This window comes from Proteus sp. CD3 (assembly GCF_008808075.1).
In the GTDB taxonomy this organism is placed as follows: domain Bacteria; phylum Pseudomonadota; class Gammaproteobacteria; order Enterobacterales; family Enterobacteriaceae; genus Proteus; species Proteus appendicitidis.
The window spans coordinates 3,209,066-3,232,850 of record NZ_CP019686.1 but is presented as its reverse complement, the minus strand read 5'-3'; the positions used below and the strand labels follow the sequence as shown (position 1 = coordinate 3,232,850).

At 40.4% G+C, this 23,785-nt stretch carries 17 protein-coding genes; 13 read left to right on the top strand and 4 right to left on the bottom strand.

Annotation, left to right across the window (positions count from 1 at the left end):
• Positions 1-16 precede the first annotated feature (16 nt).
• The 13 genes from BTA34_RS14435 to BTA34_RS14380 all read left to right on the top strand — a co-directional run bounded on the left by BTA34_RS14435 (position 17) and on the right by BTA34_RS14380 (position 14,020).
• Positions 17-1,339, top strand: a complete 1,323-nt coding sequence (locus tag BTA34_RS14435; protein WP_151436163.1) for an MFS transporter — start codon at positions 17-19, stop codon at positions 1,337-1,339.
• A gap of 460 nt (positions 1,340-1,799) precedes the next feature.
• On the top strand, positions 1,800-2,093 hold the full coding sequence (locus BTA34_RS18455; protein WP_265576101.1) for an AMP-binding protein: 294 nt from the start codon (positions 1,800-1,802) through the stop codon (positions 2,091-2,093).
• Positions 2,094-2,164: 71 nt separating this feature from the next.
• The gene (locus BTA34_RS14430; protein WP_265576100.1) at positions 2,165-3,436 is read left to right on the top strand and encodes an AMP-binding protein; all 1,272 of its coding nucleotides are present in this window, start codon (positions 2,165-2,167) and stop codon (positions 3,434-3,436) included.
• A gap of 66 nt (positions 3,437-3,502) precedes the next feature.
• The gene (locus tag BTA34_RS14425) at positions 3,503-4,738 is read left to right on the top strand and encodes a CaiB/BaiF CoA transferase family protein (RefSeq protein ID WP_151436162.1); all 1,236 of its coding nucleotides are present in this window, start codon (positions 3,503-3,505) and stop codon (positions 4,736-4,738) included.
• A 35-nt stretch (positions 4,739-4,773) separates the two neighbouring features.
• On the top strand, positions 4,774-5,601 hold the full coding sequence (locus tag BTA34_RS14420; protein WP_151436161.1) for an acyl-CoA dehydratase activase: 828 nt from the start codon (positions 4,774-4,776) through the stop codon (positions 5,599-5,601).
• The gene (locus tag BTA34_RS14415) at positions 5,598-6,839 is read left to right on the top strand and encodes a 2-hydroxyacyl-CoA dehydratase subunit D (RefSeq protein WP_069369783.1); all 1,242 of its coding nucleotides are present in this window, start codon (positions 5,598-5,600) and stop codon (positions 6,837-6,839) included. The genes BTA34_RS14420 and BTA34_RS14415 overlap by 4 nt, the downstream gene beginning before the upstream one ends.
• Positions 6,839-7,972, top strand: a complete 1,134-nt coding sequence (locus BTA34_RS14410; RefSeq protein ID WP_151436160.1) for a 2-hydroxyacyl-CoA dehydratase subunit D — start codon at positions 6,839-6,841, stop codon at positions 7,970-7,972. Before BTA34_RS14415 ends, BTA34_RS14410 begins: the two co-directional genes overlap by 1 nt.
• Before the next feature lie 80 nt (positions 7,973-8,052).
• The gene (locus BTA34_RS14405) at positions 8,053-9,372 is read left to right on the top strand and encodes a GntP family permease (RefSeq protein WP_072069069.1); all 1,320 of its coding nucleotides are present in this window, start codon (positions 8,053-8,055) and stop codon (positions 9,370-9,372) included.
• 95 nt (positions 9,373-9,467) lie between these two features.
• A complete protein-coding gene (locus BTA34_RS14400; RefSeq protein ID WP_151436159.1) occupies positions 9,468-10,607 on the top strand; it encodes an acyl-CoA dehydrogenase family protein in 1,140 nt (379 codons plus the stop codon).
• Positions 10,608-10,660: 53 nt separating this feature from the next.
• Positions 10,661-11,437, top strand: a complete 777-nt coding sequence (gene fixA / locus BTA34_RS14395; protein WP_151436158.1) for a putative electron transfer flavoprotein FixA — start codon at positions 10,661-10,663, stop codon at positions 11,435-11,437.
• An 11-nt stretch (positions 11,438-11,448) separates the two neighbouring features.
• Entirely contained in the window at positions 11,449-12,390 is a 942-nt protein-coding gene (locus BTA34_RS14390; RefSeq protein WP_151436157.1) for an FAD-binding protein, read from the top strand.
• Between the two features lie 62 nt (positions 12,391-12,452).
• The gene (locus BTA34_RS14385; protein ID WP_151436156.1) at positions 12,453-13,739 is read left to right on the top strand and encodes an FAD-dependent oxidoreductase; all 1,287 of its coding nucleotides are present in this window, start codon (positions 12,453-12,455) and stop codon (positions 13,737-13,739) included.
• Complete coding sequence (locus tag BTA34_RS14380; protein ID WP_151436155.1) at positions 13,736-14,020, top strand: ferredoxin family protein; 285 nt, start codon at positions 13,736-13,738, stop codon at positions 14,018-14,020. The genes BTA34_RS14385 and BTA34_RS14380 overlap by 4 nt, the downstream gene beginning before the upstream one ends.
• Positions 14,021-14,162: 142 nt before the next feature.
• Here the strand turns inward: BTA34_RS14380 and BTA34_RS14375 are convergent, their stop codons facing one another.
• The 4 genes from BTA34_RS14375 to BTA34_RS14360 all read right to left on the bottom strand — a co-directional run bounded on the left by BTA34_RS14375 (position 14,163) and on the right by BTA34_RS14360 (position 23,632).
• On the bottom strand, positions 14,163-15,128 hold the full coding sequence (locus BTA34_RS14375; protein ID WP_151436154.1) for a helix-turn-helix domain-containing protein: 966 nt from the start codon (positions 15,126-15,128) through the stop codon (positions 14,163-14,165).
• A 570-nt stretch (positions 15,129-15,698) separates the two neighbouring features.
• The gene (locus tag BTA34_RS14370; RefSeq protein ID WP_151436153.1) at positions 15,699-20,633 is read right to left on the bottom strand and encodes a DNA repair ATPase; all 4,935 of its coding nucleotides are present in this window, start codon (positions 20,631-20,633) and stop codon (positions 15,699-15,701) included.
• A gap of 89 nt (positions 20,634-20,722) precedes the next feature.
• On the bottom strand, positions 20,723-22,918 hold the full coding sequence (locus BTA34_RS14365; RefSeq protein ID WP_151436152.1) for a hypothetical protein: 2,196 nt from the start codon (positions 22,916-22,918) through the stop codon (positions 20,723-20,725).
• 84 nt (positions 22,919-23,002) lie between these two features.
• A complete protein-coding gene (locus BTA34_RS14360; protein ID WP_151436151.1) occupies positions 23,003-23,632 on the bottom strand; it encodes an OB-fold-containig protein in 630 nt (209 codons plus the stop codon).
• Between the last annotated feature and the right edge of the window lie 153 nt (positions 23,633-23,785).

Genomic DNA, 23,785 nt, shown 5'->3' with positions numbered 1-23,785 from the left:
ATACCAGGACGCAGTCATGCAACCCAGAAACTTTGATGATATTCGTTTTACCTCTGTGCATCGTCGAGTGATGTTATGGGGCAGTGGCGGCCCTTTTCTTGATGGCTATGTATTAGTGATTATCGGTGTAGCGTTAGAGCAACTCACACCGTTATTACAGCTTGATACACGATGGATTGGTCTGCTTGGTGCAGCAACATTAGCAGGGCTTTTTATTGGTACATCACTCTTTGGTTATATTTGTGACAAAGTGGGTCGTCGCAAAATGTTCCTTGTGGATATTGTGGCTATTGCCATTATTTCTATCGCGACAATGTTTGTTTCAACCCCAGTAGGTCTGTTGGTGATGCGGTTCCTGATTGGTATTGTAATTGGTGCCGATTATCCTATTGCGACCTCAATGATCACTGAGTTTTCCAATAAAAAACAACGCGCTTTTGCTGTCGGTTTTATTGCTGCTATGTGGTATATCGGGGCAACGTGCGCCAACTTAGTCGGTTATCTTTTATATGATATTGAAGATGGCTGGCGTTGGATGCTAGGCAGCGCCTTTATTCCTTGCGTTATTATTTTAATTGGTCGTTTTGATTTACCCGAATCTCCGCTTTGGTTAATACGCAAAGGGCGTATTAAAGAGTGTAATAAGATGATGATAAAACTCTTTGGCGAACCCGTGGTATTTGAAGCGGAAGATGCCAAAACAACGCGTTTTATCGAGTTATTTAATAAACGTCACTTTTCTTTTGTTCTGTTTGTTGCGGTGATTTTGACTTGCCAAGTTATTCCGATGTTTGCCATCTATACCTTTGGGCCACAAATTGTTGGTTTATTAGGATGGGATGCAGGAAGAAGTGCCGCATTGGGTAATGTGGTCATCAGCCTGTTCTTTATGTTTGGGTGTATTCCCGCGATGTTTTGGTTAAATCAAACAGGGCGACGCCCATTATTGATTGGTAGCTTTGGTATGATGACATTGGCGTTATTGGTGCTAGGCGTCTTTCCTGATCTACCTATCTTATTTGTTATCTTAGCGTTCGCGACTTACGCCTTTTTCTCTGGTGGCCCCGGTATTTTGCAATGGCTCTATCCTAACGAATTGTTTCCAACCGATATCCGTGCATCCGCGGTGGGTGTGATTATGTCGATAAGTCGTATTGGTACAGTAATTTCAACCTGTGCGCTCCCTGCATTTATCGCGACGTATGGTATTAATACAACGATGCTGGTGGGTGCCGCGATTTCTTTATTTGGGATGATAGTCTCTGTGTTATTTGCACCAGAAACCAAAGGATTAACGCTTAATCAGACTTCAACTATGCCGATGCGCCGGGGTAAATAACACACTTAATTGGTAAACAATAAATTTAATTATTTAAATTACTTTTCATGTAGAGGCTGTGAAATTCAATCGTTATTATTTTTATATTATTTTAATTTAAATTATCACATCAATGTTTATTGATAAGATTTTTTTATATCTTAAAGTGAGATGAGGCTATTTATATTAAAAAGAGAGTGATTCTATTTTTCTTATTAAATAAAATCACTCTCCTTTTTATTATTTAAAAATAACACCTTTATAACGCTTCGGTTCCAAATCTATTTCATTGTTATTAATTTATCTTCAATTGGTAAATATATTTAACCCGCCGAATCTAGACGCCAATCACAAATCTCTCTCAGACTATTCAAATGACGAAAAACAGTTCGTTATTTACCAAGAATGAATAATTCCCCCTACCCAGAATAAGGTCATTACAGACGTAAACACCAGCAAAGAAGCGGTTGAGTAGGTATTTATGACCTTATTAGAAACGACAGTTAAAGAATGTCTAAACAATGTAGTGAAGCAATATTCTTCACAAATAGCCCTAATTGAAAACCAAAGTAAAAAAATATTAACTTGGCAACAACTACAACAAGAAGTGGATCAAGTTGCTCGTGGTTTTTTATCTATTGGCTTAAAAAAGGGAGATCGTTTAGGTATTTGGTCTGCTAATAGTGTGGAATGGATAATTTGTTTTCTTGCCGCCGCTCAAATTGGTGTTCCTGTTGTTTGTATTAACTTTCATTTTAAAAAAGAGAGTTATTAGATTTATGTCGATTAACCGGAATTAAAGCACTCTGTTTTTCTGATGGTTTTAAAAGTAATCATTTTATTGAGGTGATTAATTGTCTTTCTAAAAAGGCATCAGAAAATAAAGATGTATTACCTCAATTATTTATTAGCATGGGAAATGAACATGCAGAAAAAAGTGTCTCTTTATTTCAATTAAAAGAAAAAGCAATACAGGTATCCGATGCTGTTTATCAGCATGCTGTTGAACACGTTAGCGTAAAAGATTTGCTGACTATTCAAATGACCTCTGGCAGCACAGCAATGCCTAAAGGGGTTATGTTAAGCCAATATAATGTCATTAATAATGCAATGCTGTCAGCACAGCGCTTAGGTGTGACGCATAACGATGTGATTTGTCTTGCGGTTCCTCTGTTCCACTGCTTTGGACTCTCTTCTTGCCTCTTTTTTGCGTTAACAACAGGGTGCCAACTTGTTCTTCTTGATAATTATTGTGCGGAAGATGTGTTAAAAGCCGTGCAAAATCATCGTTGCACCATTATGCACGGTGTACCGACAATTTTTAGTCGCTTAATGAAGCATGAGCAATTTTCTCACTATGATTTATCCAGCCTTGATAAAGGCATTATTGCAGGAGCCAGCTTCCCTCCAGCCTTAATTGATGACATCGAAAATATCCTTGGTATGAAAGGGATCACCGTCTCTTATGGTCAAACAGAAGCCTCGCCTTGCTGTACTCAAACATTACCTCACGATCCCTTAGCGATAAAACGTAGTTCGATTGGTAAGCCTTTACCTTTTGTTGAAATGAAAATTATCAATCTGAAAACAGGTAAACCTGTGCCAGTCGGCATTTTAGGTGAAATTTGTACGCGCGGTTTTCATGTGATGATGGGCTATGACAATGCACCCGAAAAAACCAAAGAGGTATTAGATGCCGAAGGTTGGTTACACACGGGTGATATAGGTTATGTCGATGAACAAGGCAATTATCACTACGCCCATCGCATAAAAGAGATTGTGGTGCGCGGTGGTGAAAATATCAGCCTATGTGAAATAGAAGAAGCCATTGCTGAATATGCTGGTGTTGATGCGACAAAAGCATTTGGTATTCCGTCAACGGATTTAGGTGAAGAAGTGATTGCCACCATTTGTGTGCAAAAAGGGCACAGCATTGGTGAAAGTGAATTACGTGAATTTCTACAAGAGCGACTGGCTCGCTACAAAATCCCCAAAGAACTCCATTTCTTTACAGAATTTCCGCATACCCCTTGCGGAAAAATCGATGTGCAAGCGCTGAAATTGCAACTGGGTTATAGCGTTTCAATCAAGGATGAAAAAAACAAAGTAGCGGGTTAAGTGACAACGGATTTATCCACATTCTGACAACAGCAGTATGAAGTCTAAAAATAATTAGGAGAAGAAATGACAAGTCATAAAGCACTGGAAGGCGTCACCGTAGTTGAGCTGGCGACCTTTATCGCAGTACCGGCAGCGGGTCGTATTTTAGCTGATATGGGAGCGAACGTAATCAAAATCGAATCTCCAAGTGGCGATAACTTACGCTATACCGCACCAACAGAAGGTCGCCCGTTAGATCAACATGAAAACACTAGTTTTGATTTAGAAAACGCCAATAAACGTGGGATTGTGTTAAATACGAAAACAGAAGCAGGGAAAAAAATCCTGTTTGAACTGTTAGAAAAAGCAGACATTTTCTTAACTAACTGGCGTCCGGGTGCAAGAGAACGTGCGGGTTTAGATTATGAAACGTTAAAACAACGCTTTCCAAAACTAGTTTACGCCAGTGTGACGGGTTATGGCGATGAAGGTCCAGATAAAGACTTACCAGGATTTGACTACACAGCCTTCTTTGCCCGTGGCGGTATTTTAGGTTCTCTGTACCAAAAAGGCACAGTGCCAATGAATGTGATCCCCGGCCTAGGCGATCACCAATGTGCATTAGGTTTAGTTTCAGGTGTGTTAGCTGCTTATATCCGCGCTAAAAATATTGGTCAAGGTGAGTATGTTTCAACTAACTTGTTACATACCTCTATTTACACCCAAGCTATCATGATCCAAGCGGCTCAATACCCAGATTATGGTCAAGCTTATCCAATCGATCGCCGTACAACCACCAGCCCTTTTATTCTGGCTTATAAAACGAAAGATGATCGTTTTATTCAAGTCTGCATGCCTGTTTATGACGCTTATTATCCAACCTTTATTTCTTGTATTGGTCGTCCAGATTTAGCTGAAGATGCTCGTTATACACGTCTACAAGAAGTGGCGAAAAATAATCGCTCCCCAGAGTTGTATGACCTGATTTGGCAGCAAGTTGAGCAAAAAACAGCATCTGAGTGGGCAGATATTTTCACCCAAAACGATATTCCATTCAGCATTGCCCAAACGTGGGAAGAAGTGTTGGCAGATAAACAAGCTTGGGCAATCAACACTTTCTACAACATGAAATACAAAAATGGCAGTGAAAAAGCCTTAGTTCGCCCACCCATTGATTTCTTAGAAAGTGGTTTACCTGAATATCGCCGTGGTCCTTTGTTAGGCGAAGACACACCGTCTGTATTAGCGGAATTAGGGTATAGCGCAGAAGAAATCGCCAACCTTGAAGCCAATAAAGACGTGATGACGTGGAAAGAATAATCCACTTACTTTTTTAATTTTCAGGAGGCAAAGGCATGCAACAAGACATTTTCACAATGGGCGTTGATATCGGATCGTCTGCATCAAAATGCATCATCATGAAAAATGGTGACGCTATTGTCGCGAAGTCGTTGGCATCAGTAGGTGCTGGGACATCTGGACCTGAAAAAGCGATCAATGAAGTGTTGCGCCAATTTGGTGGCGATCTCAGTCAGATCAGCTGGATCTGCGCAACAGGATATGGGCGTAACTCTCTGAAAGAAGCCAATAAAGAAGTGAGTGAACTTAGCTGCCATGCGAAAGGCGCGCACTTTCTTTTTCCGGGCGTGAAAACAGTGATCGATATCGGCGGCCAAGACGTTAAAGCACTTCATATGGATGGTGCCGGCCGTTTATTGAACTTTGTGATGAATGACAAGTGCGCTGCGGGTACAGGACGCTTTTTAGATGTGATGTCGCGAGTATTAGAAACCAAGATTTCCGATCTCGCTCAAGAGGGCGCTAAGTCCACGAAAAAAGTCACCATTAGCTCTACTTGTACCGTGTTCTCTGAATCGGAAGTTATTTCTCATCTCGCGAATAACGAAACAATACCCGACGTCATTAATGGTATTCACCGCTCTGTGGCTAGCCGTATTGCTGGTCTTGCAAAACGAGTCGGTGTTGAAGCCCCTGTTGTCATGACAGGCGGTGTTGCCAGTAATTTTGAAGTTGTTCGTTATGTTAGCGAAGAGCTGAACGCTCCTATCGCCACCTCACCATTATCACAATACAACGGGGCGATAGGTGCCGCCATTTATGCCTTTGAAGCGTACCGCCATCAACTGGAAGACGATGCGTTAACAATAGGAACATCAAAATGAGCAATGTAGATATGAATGCACCGGATTATATTCCGGCGAAAAAACGACTGCAAAAAATTGCCGCTGATGCTTATCAGCGTGCGTGGGATGCCAAAAATAGCGGTGAAAAAATAGGGTGGTGCGCCTCTAACTTCCCTCAAGAAATCGCTGAAACATTAGGTTTATGTGTGGTTTATCCTGAAAACCAAGCCGCTGCGATTGCCGCAAAAGGGGCAGGTTTAAAAATGTGTGAACATGCAGAAAGCATGGGATATTCCAATGATATCTGTGCTTATGCTCGCATCAGTCTCTCTTACATGGATATTAAACAGTGTGAAGAGATGGATATGCCACAGCCAGACTTCTTGCTGTGCTGTAACAACATCTGTAACTGCATGATCAAATGGTATGAAAATATCGCTTATGAGCTGAATATCCCGATGATCCTTATCGATATTCCTTATAAAAATGACTATGACACCGACGATGTAACGGTGAAATACGTTCAAGCTCAATTTGATGATGCGATTAAACAACTTGAAAAAGTGACTGGCAAAGTCTTTTCCGAAGAGAAATTTAAAGAAGTTTGTGAAATTTCGCAACGTACAGGACGTGCATGGTTAAAGGCAGCGGAATATTGCCAATATGAACCATCACCAATGAACGGTTTTGATCTATTTAACCACATGGCTGTGGCGGTTTGCGCTCGTGGCAAACTGGAAGCTGCGCTGGCTTTTGAGCAACTGTGTGAAGAAATGGAACAAAATATCAAAGAGAAAAAATCGACTTACCGCGGTGAAGAAAAATACCGTGTTCTCTTTGAAGGTATCGCCTGCTGGCCTTACTTGCGCGCCACATCTACTCCGTTAAAAGAGCAAGGTATCAACGTGACTGCCACTGTTTACGCCACCGCATTTGGTGTGATTTATCAAAACAGTGACGAAATGATGCGTGCTTATTCTTACGTTCCAAACTGTGTCTCTGTTGAGCGTGCTGCTGATATGCGTATTAACGTGAGTCGCCAGAATAAAGTGGATGGTGCAATTATTCACGTTAACCGTAGTTGCAAGCTCTGGAGTGGCATTATGCCCGAAATTGAGCGTCGCATTCGTCATGAACTCAAAATCCCAACAGTCACTTTTGATGGTGACCAAGCTGATCCTCGTGTTTTCTCTGAAGCACAGTATGTCACCCGTGTTGAAGCATTGACCGAAATTATGGCGGCTAATAAAGCTGAAATGAAAAAGGGAGACATCTAATGAAAACATTAGCGGAGTTGTTTGATGAGTTGCAAGCAGTGGTGGATAACCCTGTTGCCCAATTAGAGGGTTTTATTCGTAGTGGTAAAAAGGTGGTTGGCTGTTTTCCTGAATATACCCCAAATGAAATTGTTTATGCAGCGGGTATGGTGCCTTTTGGTATTTGGGGTGCAGAAGGTCGTGAGATCTCAGAAGCGAAGAAATATTTCCCTCCTTTCTATTGTGCATTAGTACTTTCTTCTCTTGAGATGGGACTAGATGGGGCATTAAATAAATTGTCTGCTGCCTTAATTCCTTCTCTTTGCGATACCTTAAAATGCTTAGGGCAAAACTGGAAAGCGGGTGTACCACAAGTTCCCTTTATTCAATTGGTACATCCACAGAACCGTAAAACGCCAGCAGGCATTGCATTCTTAACTGAACAATACAAGAAAATTGCACTGCAATTAGGGGAAATTTCAGGTCAAGCGGTGACAGACGAAGCACTGACAAATGCCATTCATCTATTTAATCAGCGCCGCCGCGCATTACGCGAGTTTTCAGATATCGCGGCACTTCATCCAAATTTAGTCACACCACAACGCCGTAATACGGTGATCAAAAGTGGTTATTTTATGGATGTCGTTGAACATACAAAAGCCGTTGAAGCCATTGTTGCACAATGCAAAACCTTGTCTCCAGAACCTTGGAAAGGGCACAAGATTGTTGTAACAGGCATTATTGCGGATAGCCCTTCTATTCTACAAATTTTGGCTGACAACAACATGGCGATTGTGGCAGATGAAGTCGCGCATGAGTCTCGTCAATTTCGCCAAGATATTCCTGAAAACAAAGCACCTTATGAAGCGATGGCTGAGCAAGTCGCCCAGCTTGAAGGGTGTTCACTTTTGTATGATCCAGAGAAAAAACGCGGTCGTTTAATTGCCGATATGGTGAAAAACACAGGTGCTGATGGTGTCGTCTATTTACTGACGAAGTTCTGTGATCCTGAAGAATTTGATGCACCTATTGTGAAGAAATTCCTCGATAGAGAGGGCATTCCTTCCATCATTATCGAAATCGATCAGCAAACCAAAACATATGAACAGGCAAGAACAGCACTGCAAACTTTCGCAGATGTGCTTTCTGCTTAACAACGTTAATTAATAGTCACAAAAGACCTGCGTGATTTACGCAGGTCAATTGAACCCTAACACATATAAGTGGGGCAATCATGGGTATTATTTGTTTAATCATCGGGCTAGCGATATTAATGATCATGTGTATGAAAGGCATACATATTTTCATTTCTGTCTTTACCACCAGCCTGTTTCTTGCTGTGACTGCATGGCTTGTATCACCAGATATGCTTAATCCTGTTGATGCACTATTACAAGTGTATACCGGAGGATTAGGTGGCTATTTTGGAAGCTTCTTCTTCATTTTCGTACTTGGTGCGATTTTTGGCAAATTAACCGCTATCAGTGGCGCTGCTGATAGTGTTGCCTCTTTTATTATTGGCAAATTTGGTGAAAGAGCCGTTATTCCTTCATTAGTTGCGGCTTGTGCCATTTTAGCTTATGGCGGTGTGTCAGTGTTTGTTGCACTGTTTACCGTCTATTCAATGATGGTGAGTTTATTCCGTAAAGCGAATCTTCCTCGCAGACTTATTCCGGCTGTCTATTTTGCAGGTGCGGGTACGTTTGTGATGATCATGCCGGGATCGCCTCAGATCCAAAACCTTATCCCAATGAAATTCTTAGGTACGTCAGCAACAGCCGGTTTAGTACCAGGTATGTTGACTGCATTATTCCAAGTCACCTTAGTGATTATTTATCTCACTTGGTTATTTAAGCGTGTAAAAGCCAAAGGTGAAGGCTGGGTTGAAGACGAAAAAACAGCGAAAGCTGAAGAAGGTAAAAAAGATCGTCAATTACCGAATGTACTCGTTGCATTACTGCCGATGCTTATCCTGCTTGTCGTGCTAAATATCCTGAAATGGGACCCTGCTATTGCACTGTTCTGCGCCATTATTGCTGCCTTAATTGTGTACTTACGCTATCTCGATTGGAAAAAACTCGTCCCTAATTTAGCCGCAGGGACGATGGAAGGGGTGACCTCCCTGTTTAACACCGCGGTTATTGTTGGGTTTGGTGCGTTAGTTATGACGTTACCTGCGTTCAAAGAATCATTCCAAGCGATTGCGCAATCCGGTCTTAATCCACTGGTTGTAACTGCAATTTCAGTGGGTGCCTTAGTGTTTATCAGTGGTTCAGGCTCTGGTGCGTTAAGTATCGCCATGCCAATGATTGCTGCAATGTTCCCTGCAACCGTGGTTGATCAAGGTTCATTACACCGCGTTGCCACAATGGCATCTATGAGTACAACACCGCCATTTAACGGATTAATTATTACTGTCTTTAGCGTCTGTGGTGTCAGCCATAAAGAGGGCTATGGGCCAGTGGGGACATTAACCCTCGCTATCCCACTGTTAGCCATGATGTTTATGTTGCTGCTGTACACCTTTTTACCTGCATCAATAGCGACGATGTAGAAATAACGTTAACCCATTAAGGCGTGCGATAAGACGACAAACGTGAAATCGCACGCCATAGAGATAACCATCAATATTCTCAGAGGAAGATAAATATGGATTTTCAGCTAACAGAAGAACAAGTCCTGATCCGCGATATGGTCAGAGAGTTCGTTGAAAACGACATTAAACCGATTGCAGGTGCAATTGATAAAGAACATCGCTTTCCAAGTGAGAGTGTTGCACCGATGGCTGAATTAGGGCTTTTTGGTTTCAACATTGATGAAGCTTATGGTGGCACAGAAGCCGATGCTATTAGTTATGTATTAGCCACAGAAGAGATGGCGAAAGTGAGTGCCTCTCACGCCATGATCATGGGATCACAATGCTCTTTAACAGGGCCAATTATTCAAAAATATGCTGATGAAGAGACTAAAGCCCGCATTTTACCGGGTGTGGTTTCTGGCGAAAAATTAGGATGTTTTTGTTTGTCAGAGCCTAGTGCGGGCTGTGATGCTGCGGCTCAAGAAACAACAGCCGTTCGTCAAGGCGATAACTATGTGATTAATGGCTCTAAATTGTGGATCACGGCAGCTCCTCAAGGTGCTTTCTTTATCGTATTTGCCATGACCGATAAAAGCAAAGGGGTAAAAGGGATCACCGCATTCTTAGTTGAGCGTGATAACCCAGGTATTAGCATTGGTTTGCCTGAAGACAAAATGGGCATGAACGGCTCTGAAACTTGCTCTGTGAGTTTCAGTGATTGTGTTGTTTCAGCCAGCGCGATGTTAGGCGAAGAAGGTAAAGGCTTTAATATCGCGATGGAAACCTTAGATGGCGGGCGTTTAAGTTGCTCTGCGCTTGCACTAGGGATCGCACAAAGCGCCCTAGATGCCACGATTGCTTACACCAAAGAACGTATTCAATTTGGTAAACCCATCGCGGCTAATCAAGGCATTCAATGGGTATTAGTGGAAATGGCAACGCGTGTTGATTGCGCACGTATGCTGGTTTATCGCGCTGCCGCCGCCAAAATGGCGGGTCTTCCTTACACGCGTGAATCTGCTCAAGCCAAACTTTATGCAGCAGAAACTGCCACTTATGTGACTCAAAAAGCCGTCCAATTACATGGCGGTATGGGTTACACCAAATCCTATCCTGTTGAACGTTTAATGCGTGAAGCAAAACTCACTGAGATTTTTGAAGGCACAAGTGAAGTGCAACGTATGGTCATCGCTAAGCATATTTTAGCGTAATGAGATTTGAGCTTATTAATTTGTTGCATTGTGCAAAACGGAGAATGTGAATTATGAAACTTATTGCCTGCTGTAAGGTTGTTCATGACGAACAAGACATCACAACACGGCCTGATCGTACACTCGCAACCGATAATGCGGGGTTAAAAATTAGTTTGTATGACTTGAATGCGATTGAAACCGCTGTAGAAATTGCCTCCACCCTTGGTGATAGCACCGTAACTGCATTAAGTGTGGGTACAAGTGCCATGGTTGAAAACGCGAAAATTAAAAAAGATATTTTATCGCGAGGTCCTGATGCATTAACACTGGTGGCTGATGATGCATGTAGCGCGCTTTATTCAACGGATACTGCCAATATTATTGCGCAAGCAGCAAAAAAAGTGGGTTTTGATTTATTAGTTTTCGGTGAAGGTTCGGGTGATTTATACGCTCAACAAACAGGTTTAGCAGTAGGTGAATATTTAGGTTTACCTTGCGTGAATGCAGTAAACAAAATCACCGTTGACGGTAACAAAATCATTGTTGAACGTGATCTCGAAAACATCACGGAAGAACTTGAACTGACATTACCTGCCATTGTGTGTGTCACTTCAAGCATTAACACACCAAAACTGCCTTCAATGAAAGCCATTTTAGCGGCAAATAAAAAGCCAGTTGAAAAGCTAGGGTTAGGCGATATCGGTGTTGATATTTCTGCGCTGACGGTGGTGCAAACACAAGTTTGTGCGCCAGAGCAATCTGATCGCCTTGGTATTATTTTAGAAGGTGATTCAGATGAAAACATTGCCACTTTTGCTGAACATTTACGCCAAGCGGTTAATCAATAAGGAGATTAAAAATGGCTAGTTTACTACCTACTACCTTTGTTTATGCCGAAAAAGCGGATGATTTAGCAAAGCTGATTGCGTTTGCTCGTGGTCTTGGTGAAAAGGTTAATGTGCTGTTTATCGGTGATGATGAAAGCACGCGTGAATGTGTCAAATTAGGCGCTGATTGTGTGTATTGTTTTGCACCTCAAGAGGGCGTGATTGCTGAAGATTATGCTGCCTCTTTTGCCGCAATTATTAAAGAAGCGGGTGCGAATGCATTGGTTTTACTTGCTTCATCAAAACGAGCAAAAGCGATTGCGGCTCGTCTTGGTGTGACATTAAACGCTGGTGTTGTCAGTGATGCATTAAGTCTTGCGATTGAAAACAATACGGTGATTGCGACACACCAAGTCTATGGTGGTTTAGCGCATGCTAAAGCAGAAATTCGCTCACCTTATGCTATTGCCACTGTGGGCAGTGCATTAGATGTGGAAGTCATCAACGACGCACCCAATGCACAAGTGGTGCAAGGTGCCTTTATCGCCCCTGCACATACATTAAAAGTATTAGCGCGTAAGCCAAAACAAGGCAGTACTGTTGATTTAGGTAAAGCGCATTGTGTTGTGGGTGTCGGACGCGGTTTTGCTAAGGCGGATGATATTGCACTCGCGGCGGCATTAGCGAAAGCCCTTCAAGGTGAAGTAGGTTGTTCACGTCCAATTGCTGAAGGTGAAGGCTGGATGGAACACGACCGCTACATTGGTGTTTCAGGTGTGACCTTAGGTGCGGATGTTTATGTTGCTGTCGGTATCTCAGGGCAAATTCAGCATATGGTGGGTGTGGATAGAGCAAAAATCATTGTTGGTATCAACAAAGATAAAAATGCCCCAATTTTCAATATGGTGGATTACGGTATTGTTGGCGATCTCTATAAAGTGTTACCTGCATTAACCGCGAAGCTTGGCGGCTAATCCCCATCGGTCGCTTAGTGAACGTGTGCTAAGCGACCACACATAATAAAAGGATGGAAAGTATGTCAGACGATATTTTTGACGCCATTATTGTGGGTGGTGGACTTGCTGGTGGTACTGCTGCCTATGTTTTGGCGCAAGCAGGATGTGATGTATTAGTGGTTGAGCGAGGTAATTTCGCTGGCAGTAAAAATATGACGGGAGGGCGTTTATACGCTCATAGTCTTGAAAAAATTATCCCTAATTTTGCTCAAGAAGCACCAGTTGAACGCCTTGTGACGCGTGAAAAAATATCCATGCTAACGGAAACCGATGGGGTCACGTTAGATTATCAACATACTCAAAAAGAAGAGGAAGCGGCTCGCTCTTATACTGTATTACGTTCTTCATTTGACCAATGGTTAATGGAAAAAGCAGAAGATGCTGGCGCGCAAGTGATCACAGGTGTTCGTGTCGATGAAGTGTTGGTGAAAGAAGGCAAAGTGTGTGGCGTAAAAGCGGGTGATGATGAAATTGAAGCCCATGTAGTTATCCTCGCGGATGGTGTTAACTCGTTATTAGCAAAACAATTAGGGATGACACAAAAAGTTAATCCTCACACTGTGGCAGTAGGGGTTAAAGAGTTATTGGAATTCACGCCACAACAAATGGAAGACCGATTTGGTTGTACTAATGATGAAGGCTTAGCTTGGCTTTTTGCTGGCGCACCATCAGGTGGATATTTAGGTGGTGGATTCTTATATACCAATAAAAATACCGTTTCTTTAGGTCTTGTTTTAGGGCTACATAATGTCGATAAGTTCGAAAAAACGGTTCCTCAATTATTAGAAGATTTTAAACAACACCCTGTTGTTGCACCGCTTATCAAAGACGGCAAATTATTAGAATATTCAGCGCATATGGTGCCAGAGGGTGGTATGAATATGGTATCTGAATTAGTGAAAGATGGCGTATTAGTTGTGGGAGATGCTGCGGGATTTTGCTTAAACGTTGGCTATACCGTAAGAGGAATGGATTTAGCGATTGCTTCAGGTGAAGCGGCTGCAAAAGCGGTATTAATGGCGAAAGAGCAAAATAGCTATAGTCAAAAAGAATTAAGTTGCTACCAATCTTTATTAAATGACAGCTTTGTGATGAAAGATATGAAGTTATACAAAGACTTACCTTCTTTCCTCGATAATACAAGATTCTTTACGGATTATCCGCAAATGGCGGCTAATGTAATGCACGATTTATTTGTGATTAATGGCCCAGAAAAACCAGTGCGTAAGAAAATACTGTCTCAAGTTAAGAAAGTGGGTGTAATGAACTTAATTAAAGATGGGTTTAAGGGGGTACGTTCTTTATGAGTCAAGTCAACGTAGACGTTAAATTAGGCGTCAATAAATTTAATGTGGATGAAGAAAATCCACATATTGTCTTAAAGGATGATATCGATCCTGCACAATTTGCAATCTTAATGAAAGCTTGCCCCGCAGGGTTATATAAAAAAGACGAAAAAGGGCAATATCTTTTTGATTATGCAGGATGTTTAGAGTGTGGTACTTGTCGTGTTTTATGTGGCGAGACGATTTTAAAAAAATGGGAGTATCCGTGTGGCACATTAGGCATTGAGTTTCGTTACGGCTGATGTAACAACACCAATCCCCCTTTAGCGTAACCTCCAAAATTTTAACTAGAGGGGGAATGAGCATTCTGAGTACATATTGATTCATATATGGATCATAATGCTTGAAATGATTTTTATATGCTCCATAACCCTGTTTTAAAACTTATCTCAACGAATGTATTTTTCGATATTCTGAAGGCGTCATAAAGAATTCTGATTTAAATTTTCGACTCAAATTAGAAATATCGCTAAATCCACATTCATACGCTAATTGTGTAATATTTTTTTCTGCCAAAAGAGGATTAACTAACGCAGCTTTATAATTCTCAAGACGTTTTTGGTAGATCCAACGAAGCACAGAGGTATTTTGTTCTTTAAATAACATCTGTAAATAGCGCACAGAGATCCCACAAGCATTTGCACATTGATTAACACTTAAATCCGGATCGGAAATATGTTGCTCTAAATAGTGCTGAGCAAAATAAAACAGTGTTGATCTTCCTAAGCTTTGAGGTGGAGTTGCAATACTGTATTCGCTGAAAGCAGACGTGATTAAATTCAATAAAATATCAGCGAGTTGCTGAGCATGTTGGGCGGGCATAGAATCTAAGAAAGGGATATAACGCATCACAAAGCTATAAACGAGGGAGCCTGTAATACTATTACCTCGTATTGCTCTTGCAGTAAGATTTTGGGTATTACCTAAACGTGATGCCAGTTTCTCTCTTGGGATCAAAATTTTAAACAATGAGTAATCGTTATCAAAAGACCATGATACGGGTCTTGCCATATCAAAAATACAAAAGTCCCCTTGCCGTAGAAATGCAGTTCTTCCATCTTGAGTTAGATGGCTCGTTCCTGAACGCTGTATCTCAATTTGAAAATGCTCTTCTAAGCTAAGTTTATGCGTTAAAGGACGGCTACTCGCCCAGTGACCGTTAGACTCTAGCTGAATAAAGCGAATATTTGTCACCTTCTGCTCGACAATATTGGCATAAAATCGAGAATGAGGAGGCAATTCGACTTCATTGCATTCATAAGACGATAAAAAGCGGTCTTTTATTGTATCCCTGAATACGGAAAACCGATCTACGTCAGGGAGTTCCCGAGTCGTAAACATGCTTTTCATAGTACGCCCACTTTTATTGAAAGTATTTTTGTTGTGTCGCTATCAATCTAGTATAAAAACAACTTAAACTAGGTCGAAATAGAATAATGTTTTTATAACTTTAATCTTAAAATTAGAATAGTACGTTTAAATAATTGTTAACGGAGATATTCATTATCTTTCTTGTTAATAAATTAAAGGTAATACATTTAAAAATTTTTAATTTATTTAAACTAAAGTCATGTAAATTATAGAATTAATTTATAGCATTTTTTATGCTATCATTTCTATACTATTAATCCTAAGTTAATTTCCTATCTTTAGAGAGAGATCTCATAAATAAATTAAGAGTGATTATTATTAATATCTTATTTATTTCATTCTTTTCAGAGTATGAGTTAATATGGATTTTATGTACATAATAGAATTGGTTGTTAAATAAATTTGTTTTTTTATTGTTAATCATTATTTTATAAATTATCTATTAAATAGAATTAAATATTTATATAATTTAAGTGTTAATAATATTGGTATTATGTATGTAGTTTAGCCCACTAAAATAAGTGGGCTAAATATAGTTATTTTTTTTCTTTAGCGTAGACCTTGCACACTTTCAACAAGATTGGCTAATTGTGATACTACACGGTCGCCAATATCGGCATTATCACTACCTAATGCTTTATTACGCATAAAATCTTTCTTGATTTGTTCCCAGCGGAGTGTGTCTTTCTCTGTTAATTTTCCACGTAATTCCGCGAGTTTTAGTAAGTTCTCTTCGGCACCCGTTGTGAGTAGTTGTGCTTCACCAAGATAGTGATCGTCTAACAAGCGTACAATTTCTTCATCATTCATTACCGCAGAAACTTTCTCACTGAGCTTATTCATATTGCGGTAACTGCCTTGTAAGCGAAATGCTGGCTCTACGCGATATTTATCTGATTGTGCAGCACTGGCAATATATTGCTGATTTACTTTTAAAATAACATTGCGTAGCGTAATTAAGTGCTTAAGTACCATCACAATTTCATTAATTTCAGCATCAGAATAAGGGTAACTTAATGTGTTAGTAGAGACAGATTTCCCCATCGCCTTATCCACTAAAATATAAAGATCGTTGAGATCACGTAGTGCCAGTGGCGCTAATACCGCATTCGAGGTTAAGCTATTTTCGATATAGCTCAGTGCAAAAGCGTCATCCATGCCGCCTAATACCTCACCTAAGTTATAAATATCAGCACGGTTAGCCAGCATATCAGGAATACGAAATACCTCGCCTGATTCGGTATAAGGGTTACCCGCCATAACGACACAGAATTTTTTACCACGCATATCATAGGTTTTGGTTTTTCCTTTCCATACCCCTTCAATACGTCTTGTTCCATCACAGAGCGAAATAAATTTTTGTAAGAATTCTGGATGGGTATGCTGAATATCATCCACATACAGCATCACGTTATTTCCCATTTCTAATGCCAAATTGAGTTTTTCAAGCTCTTGTCTTGCTGTTGCATTAGGTGCTTGTTCAGGATCGAGTGATAGCACGTTATGCCCTAACGCAGGACCATTGATCTTCATAAAAATTAGACCCAAACGTGCTGCTGCATATTCCATTAAGGTGGTTTTACCGTAGCCTGGAGGGGAGATCATTAATAATAATCCCATTAAATCAGTGCGTTTTCCTTCTCCTAAAGCACCAATTTGTTTTGCCATATTGTCGCCAATAATGGGTAAATAGACATCATTAATCAGTTTGTTACGGACAAAAGAGCTTAACGGTTTGGCTTTAAATTCATGCAGTTTTAAACGTTCACGTTCATCACTGACTATTTTTTGTCGCAAGCTAAGATACTGTTGGAATGCAGGAATAAAGTTCTTTCTTTGCCCTCGCATTCGACTGAAATAGTCATCTAAACTGAGTGATAACGCTTGGTTTTCAATGGTAGGGTGAGAGCCTAACAAGCCCGTTACTGTAAAGTACAAATCGGCTTCGCTATAACGTGCTGATGCGACTTTATCTAAAATAATGATAGCAATAGCACCCGGTATATAAGGCGTGAGATCGGCATAATCAGGTAGAGAGCACAGCCCTTGTAGCCAATTTTGGATCAGCGCCCAACGCTGTGCGTATCGTGTACCTAAATTTTGTTGTGAACGATTAAAGTCCATCCACATATGAGCTTCTTCTAATCGACTTTGCAGTGCAATCACTAGCTCTTTAGCGTATTTGCTATAAACCAATTCAATAGGAGTTCTCGCCAACGCAAAGCTTAAATATTCTGAAGCTTGTATCGGAATATAGTGTTCGCACTCAATCGGATTATCATGAAGGAATAGGCGTATATCCGCTTCGATTTCAGCTTGTAGATCGATTAATGCATCATCTGTATGGAATAATTGCTGAATATTAAGCGCTGTTCTTGCTCGTTCTGGCCACAGTGCAGGGTATTGCTCATTTTGTTTCGTTTCCCAAAATAGCGCGGCTATTGCGCGTGCAGTCGGGTTATAGCGAAGAAGGTCGGCACTTTCGCCGATTGGGATCAGTTTTTTTAATATAGCGATCGCATCGTGATCGTGGATACCTTTTTCATAGCCTTCTTTATAACGTGGCGTTGCAAAGTCACGTACGAGTTTTTCAAGTTTTTCTGGAATGGTGAGTGCTTCTTTTAGTGTTTCGTAATCCAGACCATCTTGACGTTTTGCTGCCGCATAAATAATGGAATAAGCAAGGTATTCTGCACGATAAACCGTGTCTGATTCAGACTCAAGTGAGGCATTCCAATAAGGCTGTAATTGAGCAAGCTCTGCATTTTCAATTGGCTCTTGGTAATCTGTTCCTGTCAGGTATAGCCAGAGCTTATCTTCTTTAGGCAAGATAGTGAGATCAAGCTCTTGCGTATTAACACTAAAACGGTGGCGAGGTCCTAATTTAATGACGTTGCCGCCATCTTCAAAAATATCCGTTTTATCTCGCAGAATACGAATAGCCTGATCACGAGAAGATTTTAGGCGTGCATCAATATCATCAGCTTTGACGTTATCATTGATTTCTCTTAGCTTTTCAATGATCTCTCGTGTTTTTAATGATAATGGATCTGATGCAAAAAAGGCATTTAGCTCATCTTGTGATTGCAAGCGAGATGTTCGGCGTTGCAGATTTTCCAGTAAGCGATTTGCAGCAGTAAGCAGACTTTGTGATCGACGTTGGCGATCATCAAGCAGTACTTGTTTATGCGACTCAAAGGTTTCAACTAACTCTTCACGTTTAGCAAGAATATCATCAAGAAATTCATCATGATGGCTAAATTGGCTCTCTAGCTCTTCTAATTGAAGCAATAAGCGAGAAAGCTGATCGTCACAACGTTCAGGATCGGTTGCCAGAGATAATGCATTGGTGATCCCTTGGCTAAACAAGCGAAATTGAGCGCCAAATTGTGCCACACTTTCGATACTACTTTGTGATTTGCGTTTTTGTTGTAGTCGAGCGCGGGATTGGTTTAGTTGAGCGTAGATCTGTGAAATCGCATCAATAATCTGTGTTTGTTGAGTGACATCTTGGAATGTTAAAGATGCCATTAAGTTAGAAAGCATATCTAAATCAGCAGACATTTTTTCCATGTCATTCATCGGAATATCTAGCTGTGCGCTGTTTTGTGCTTTCTCAATAAGATTTTCAAAGGTAACAAGCTGAGTTTTAAATGGTTGTAACGCTTTATCACTAGCTAGAAAAAGAGCCGTAGCTTGAGAAACGCGTTGCTGAGCCTCTGTAATTTCCGTTTCCATCGCACTAAGCTTGGTTAAATCCATATAACGGAACTCACGCAAGGAAATAAGATGTCCACGATGGGCATTCAGTGAATTTAAGCTATCAACAAATTGTTGTATATCAGCCCAACTATCAGGCAGTGTTAAAGTCAGTAGTGATTTTTGGCGATTAACGGCTTCAAGCATGGATTTAGCAGATTGTTGACGAATACTTTCTACTTTTTCATATTCATCAAGCACTAATTCGCTGGTTTGAGCGATATCTTTAAGTAGCTTTCCAATCCCTAAACAGTGTTCATCGTTAAACCAATAATAGAGATCTAATAAATTTTTAGGTTGTGAACTGAGTTGCTCATAACGAGCAATAGAAATTTGATCACCTTCAATTTCTTTTGCGACATGCAAAATTTCGGAAATGCCTCGAACTAAATCAGCATTACCAATTCTTCCATAGAAACCATTACGAGGAGGTTGTTTATCAGCAAATTCTTCAGAATAGAAAGGCGTTTGCCAAACTTGCATTGGATGAACACGCGTTGCTTCTTCGCCTTCACCTTCAAACAGTACCATTTTCCCATCTTCTAACATCGCATAGCCGTGACCGACTAAAGGCACAGCAAGTTTGCGCTCAATCATATTGTAATTGAAAAGCGCAAGGCGACCTTGTGAAGGGGAGTAGAACACATATAACACGTCTTCACCATTAGGCGAACGGCGTAGACGACGGAAATACATACCTTCCATTGGTTGATCAAAGGTTTTGTATTCACCATTTTGTAGGTAATAACCACCGGGGAAAATAATGCCATGATCTTCAGGTAATTGGACGCAAGCTTGCCCGATTGCATCGATGCGTTGTACGGTTTGCGTCAACATGTTGTAGACCAAATAACGCCAATTCTCTTCTCGATACGGTAAGATTTTTAACAGAATTAAACTGCCAGTTTGAGCATATTCAATTTGGGCATCATCGAGAGATTGGTTTTTGTCTAATACGGCCTCACGATAAATCCCTAAACCATCTTCGGTATTATTTTCACATTTAACTGTTAAATCACCGCCGGTTGTTTCGACAAAAACAGTATCAAGAATATTGATATGGGGAAAACGACCATTGACCGTGTCTTCGCGCTGGGTTTTCGTCCATTCAAAATCATAAGCAGGAGGAAGGGCGATATCGCGCTCGCCACGATTATCAATATATTCAATACGCTGTTTATCACTTGAAATCGCCCAACGAAAAACACGCACATCAGTAATACGCGCGCCAATTTGGAAGCTAGCAAGTAATTTTCCATCACGCTCAACTAACTGTAATAGCTGCGTATTTTTGTAGTAAGTATAAAGCTCTGTAAAATCTTGAATAAAGCGATTGTCGTTTAAAAAAGTATTTTCATAAGGTACAGCTTCAACATCAAACTCACCTTCATTTTCAATTAAACGATAAAGAGAAAAAACATCTTCAAGATGTATTTCACGTTTTAATCCAAGGAAAACGTTATAACCAAACAGTAACCACTCACCGACACGAACAATATCTCTGGCTTGGCAGTTATTTTCAGTACGAATACGAATACGGCCAATAATATCCATTTGGCTTTGACCAAATTCATCTAAGCGATGCTGATTTAGCTCAGTGGCTTTTTGATGAAGTTGTTGACCTTGCTCCGTAAGGCGTTTGCGTAAGATTTCATACGCACCACCTTGTGCAACGGCGCTATCGAGTATTTCCTGTTCGCGATTCGTATCCAGAATTTCAGACATGGTATAACGGATTTCCTTGGCTTAAACGATAAAAACAAAAGAAAGACACAGAGATAAACGCTATGTCTTTCCACCTCCTTTAAATGAAATTATTCTTCTTTAGAGGAGTCTGATTTAGTTGTCACATCTTTAATTAACTGGCTGGCTCCTTTTGTTGCCATAAATCCATTAATTAAATCTTGAACTTCAGGATTTTTTAATAAAGAAGCAACATCGAGTTTTTTATCTTGTTGAGTGCGGTTAATCAGCTTTTCAACGTTCTCTTTGGCAAAACTGCTCTTATCCATAAAACCATCAACGGCTTTACCTAAGCTTAATGCTTTAGAGAAGGTATTAAAGAAGTTGCCATCACCGCCCACAATTTCAATATTGGTTTTGCTAAGAGCAGCAGCCAATACATCAGCTTGTTCGCGTGCAATTTCTTTGTTGGCTTCAATAGATGCCATTGCTTGTTCAAATTGTTTTTCAAGACGCATACGGAACTCTTCGTGTGAGCGTGCCGTATCGCTAAGGTGATCCATCGATTTAAATTTATCAGTTAAACCATCTGCTTCTGCTTTCAAGCGTTGGCGAATAACTTCAGCTTGTGCTGAACCTAATTGACCTTCGCCTCGAGCTTGAGCCGCGAGTTTCTCTTCAAGAATTTTCGCATCAGCTAAACCTAGTTTCTCTTTTGCATTGGCTTGTTGTTCTTCACCACGCGCTTGAGCTGCTAATTTTTCTTCTAAAATTTTTGCTTCTGCAAGACCTTGCTGCTGTTGAGCGAGTGCTTTAGCTTCCATCACTTGTGCTTCAGTTAAGCCTTTCTCTTTCATGCCTCGGGCTTCCGCTAAGAGTTTTTCAGCGGTGACATTCGCCAGCACTAAACCTTCTTTCTCTTCGGCTTCTGCCGTTGCTTGGCGTACACGAGCTTCGGCAAGACCTAATGCTGCGTGCTCTGCTTCAATACCTTCCGCTAAACGTTTTTTCGCTTCGGCTTGTTTTACAGAGGCTTCTAATTCAGCTTTCGCCATTGTGCTAATTTCTTCAGCTTTATGTTTAGCACTAGATTCATCGGCCTCAGCTTTTTTCACTTGGCGAACTAAAGATTCTTCCGCTTCAGCTTGTGCATTAATCACAGTGACTTGGCGCATACGTTCAGCTTCTGAAACTTCACGTACTTCTTTAATGCGTTCTTCTTCTTGAGCTACCGTTTTTTCTACGGCAACACGTTCACGGATAACGTTTGAGATGTTTTTACGCTCTTCTTCTAACGCTTTTTCTTTCTCAATACGTTGCAACTCAACTTCACGTTCACGAGCAACAATCTCTAATTCTCGAGCGCGATTTACACGCTCTTGCTCAATAGTGACTGCGCGGGTGCGATTTTGTTGTGCAACTTCCACTTCGCGCATACGGTTTTCTTCACGAATTTCAATTTCTTGTTGAGTCTGAATACGAGCCTGTTCTGCTTTAAGGCGCTCTTCTTCTTGTACACGTAAGGTTTCTGACGTTTCACGAGCACGAATATTATCGATTTCACGTTTTTGGCGTGCTTCTGCATCGGCTTGTTGACGTTCTAAAGCAAGGCTGGCTTCACGAGTTTCAACATTTTTCTTTTGGATAGCGAGTTCTTGATCGCGCTCTTTTTGGTTAGTTTCAATATTATGAATGGCGGTAATTTCCGTTATTTTACGGATACCTTCAGAGTCAAAAATATTATTAGGATCAAGCGCTGATTTCGGCGTTTGTTCTAAATAGTCGATAGCAACGTCTTCTAACGCATAACCATTAAGATCTTTACCAATAACATCAACGATGCGATCACGGAAATTTTGTCTATCTTCAAAAAGTTTCGATAGCTCAAACTGTTTACCTACTGTTTTTAATGCTTCTGAGAATTTAGCACTAAATAGGGTACTGACTGCTTGATGATCTGACGCTCTATCAACACCAATGGCTTTTGCAACCTTTAGTACGTCTTCAGTGGTTTCATTCACTCGTAGATAGAAAGCAACCGTGATATCTGCACGTAAGTTATCTTGGCAAATCAGCCCATCTTTACCACGACGGTCTACTTCTAACGTTAAAAGAGAAATACGCATAAACTCTTTTTTGTAGATAACAGGATAAACCAATGCACCCGTAAAATGGACTTTAGGTTGTGAGGTCATGTCATTGACAATTAAGGCAGTACCTTGAGGAACTTTAATATAGAAAGCCTTAAATAATCCAAATAATCCTAAAATAATTAGGATTGCGAAACCAACGACAGTTAAGAAAGGCATAACGAAAGCCAAATCCATACTTTTTTCTCCATAGGTTCAGACGATACCGTCATTTTTTAATATTTTTGTCTGCTAACTAAATTAGATCTCATCGAATAGGTATTAATGATGAAATTCATCTTCCGTTACGACTTGATAACTGTGAGTGAGCGCGTCAAAACTAATAATCACGACGCTATCACCTCGTTTAATATTTTCTTGTTCTGGCGCTCTAATTTGTAAAATTAAACCCGCTCCCCCATCTTCTAAAACTGCTTCACCTTTGTTTTCCGTTACATTTGCTGATCGCACTACGGCTAATTTACCTACCAATTGATGTACTGATTTAGGCTTATTACGCGACACCAGTTTTTTACGAACAGGTTTCAAACATACCGCAGTAAGATTAAGAGAAATAAAAGAGATAATGATTAAAGCAACAAAGCCCGCTAAATAATGAATAAAACCGGTTTCAATAGCGCTGATAATCCAATAATTAGTAAAGTAACTGATAAACCAGCCAATCAGGATAAAGATGGTTAAAATAATAGTGACTGGGATGCCAGCTAATCCTAATTTTGTTAACCAACCCGCGAAACCTGTGGCATCAACATCTAATTCACTATCAATATTAAATAAATCAATATCTAATAATCCAAAAGCAGCACAAAGCCAATAAAAAGAGATAATAATAAGTAATCCACTGAAAATAATGCTGGGAAAAGCTAGGCTATTTTGGAAAAACAAATTCATAAAAAGTTCTCTTAATTTAAGAAGATGGTAATATTCTTGTCATATTAATATCTCTTATCATACTTTAATACGCTGAAAAAGCATGTAGTTATAATCACATTCTCTATTTATTTCTATATTTTATCTTTTATGGAATTTAATATAACCTATTGA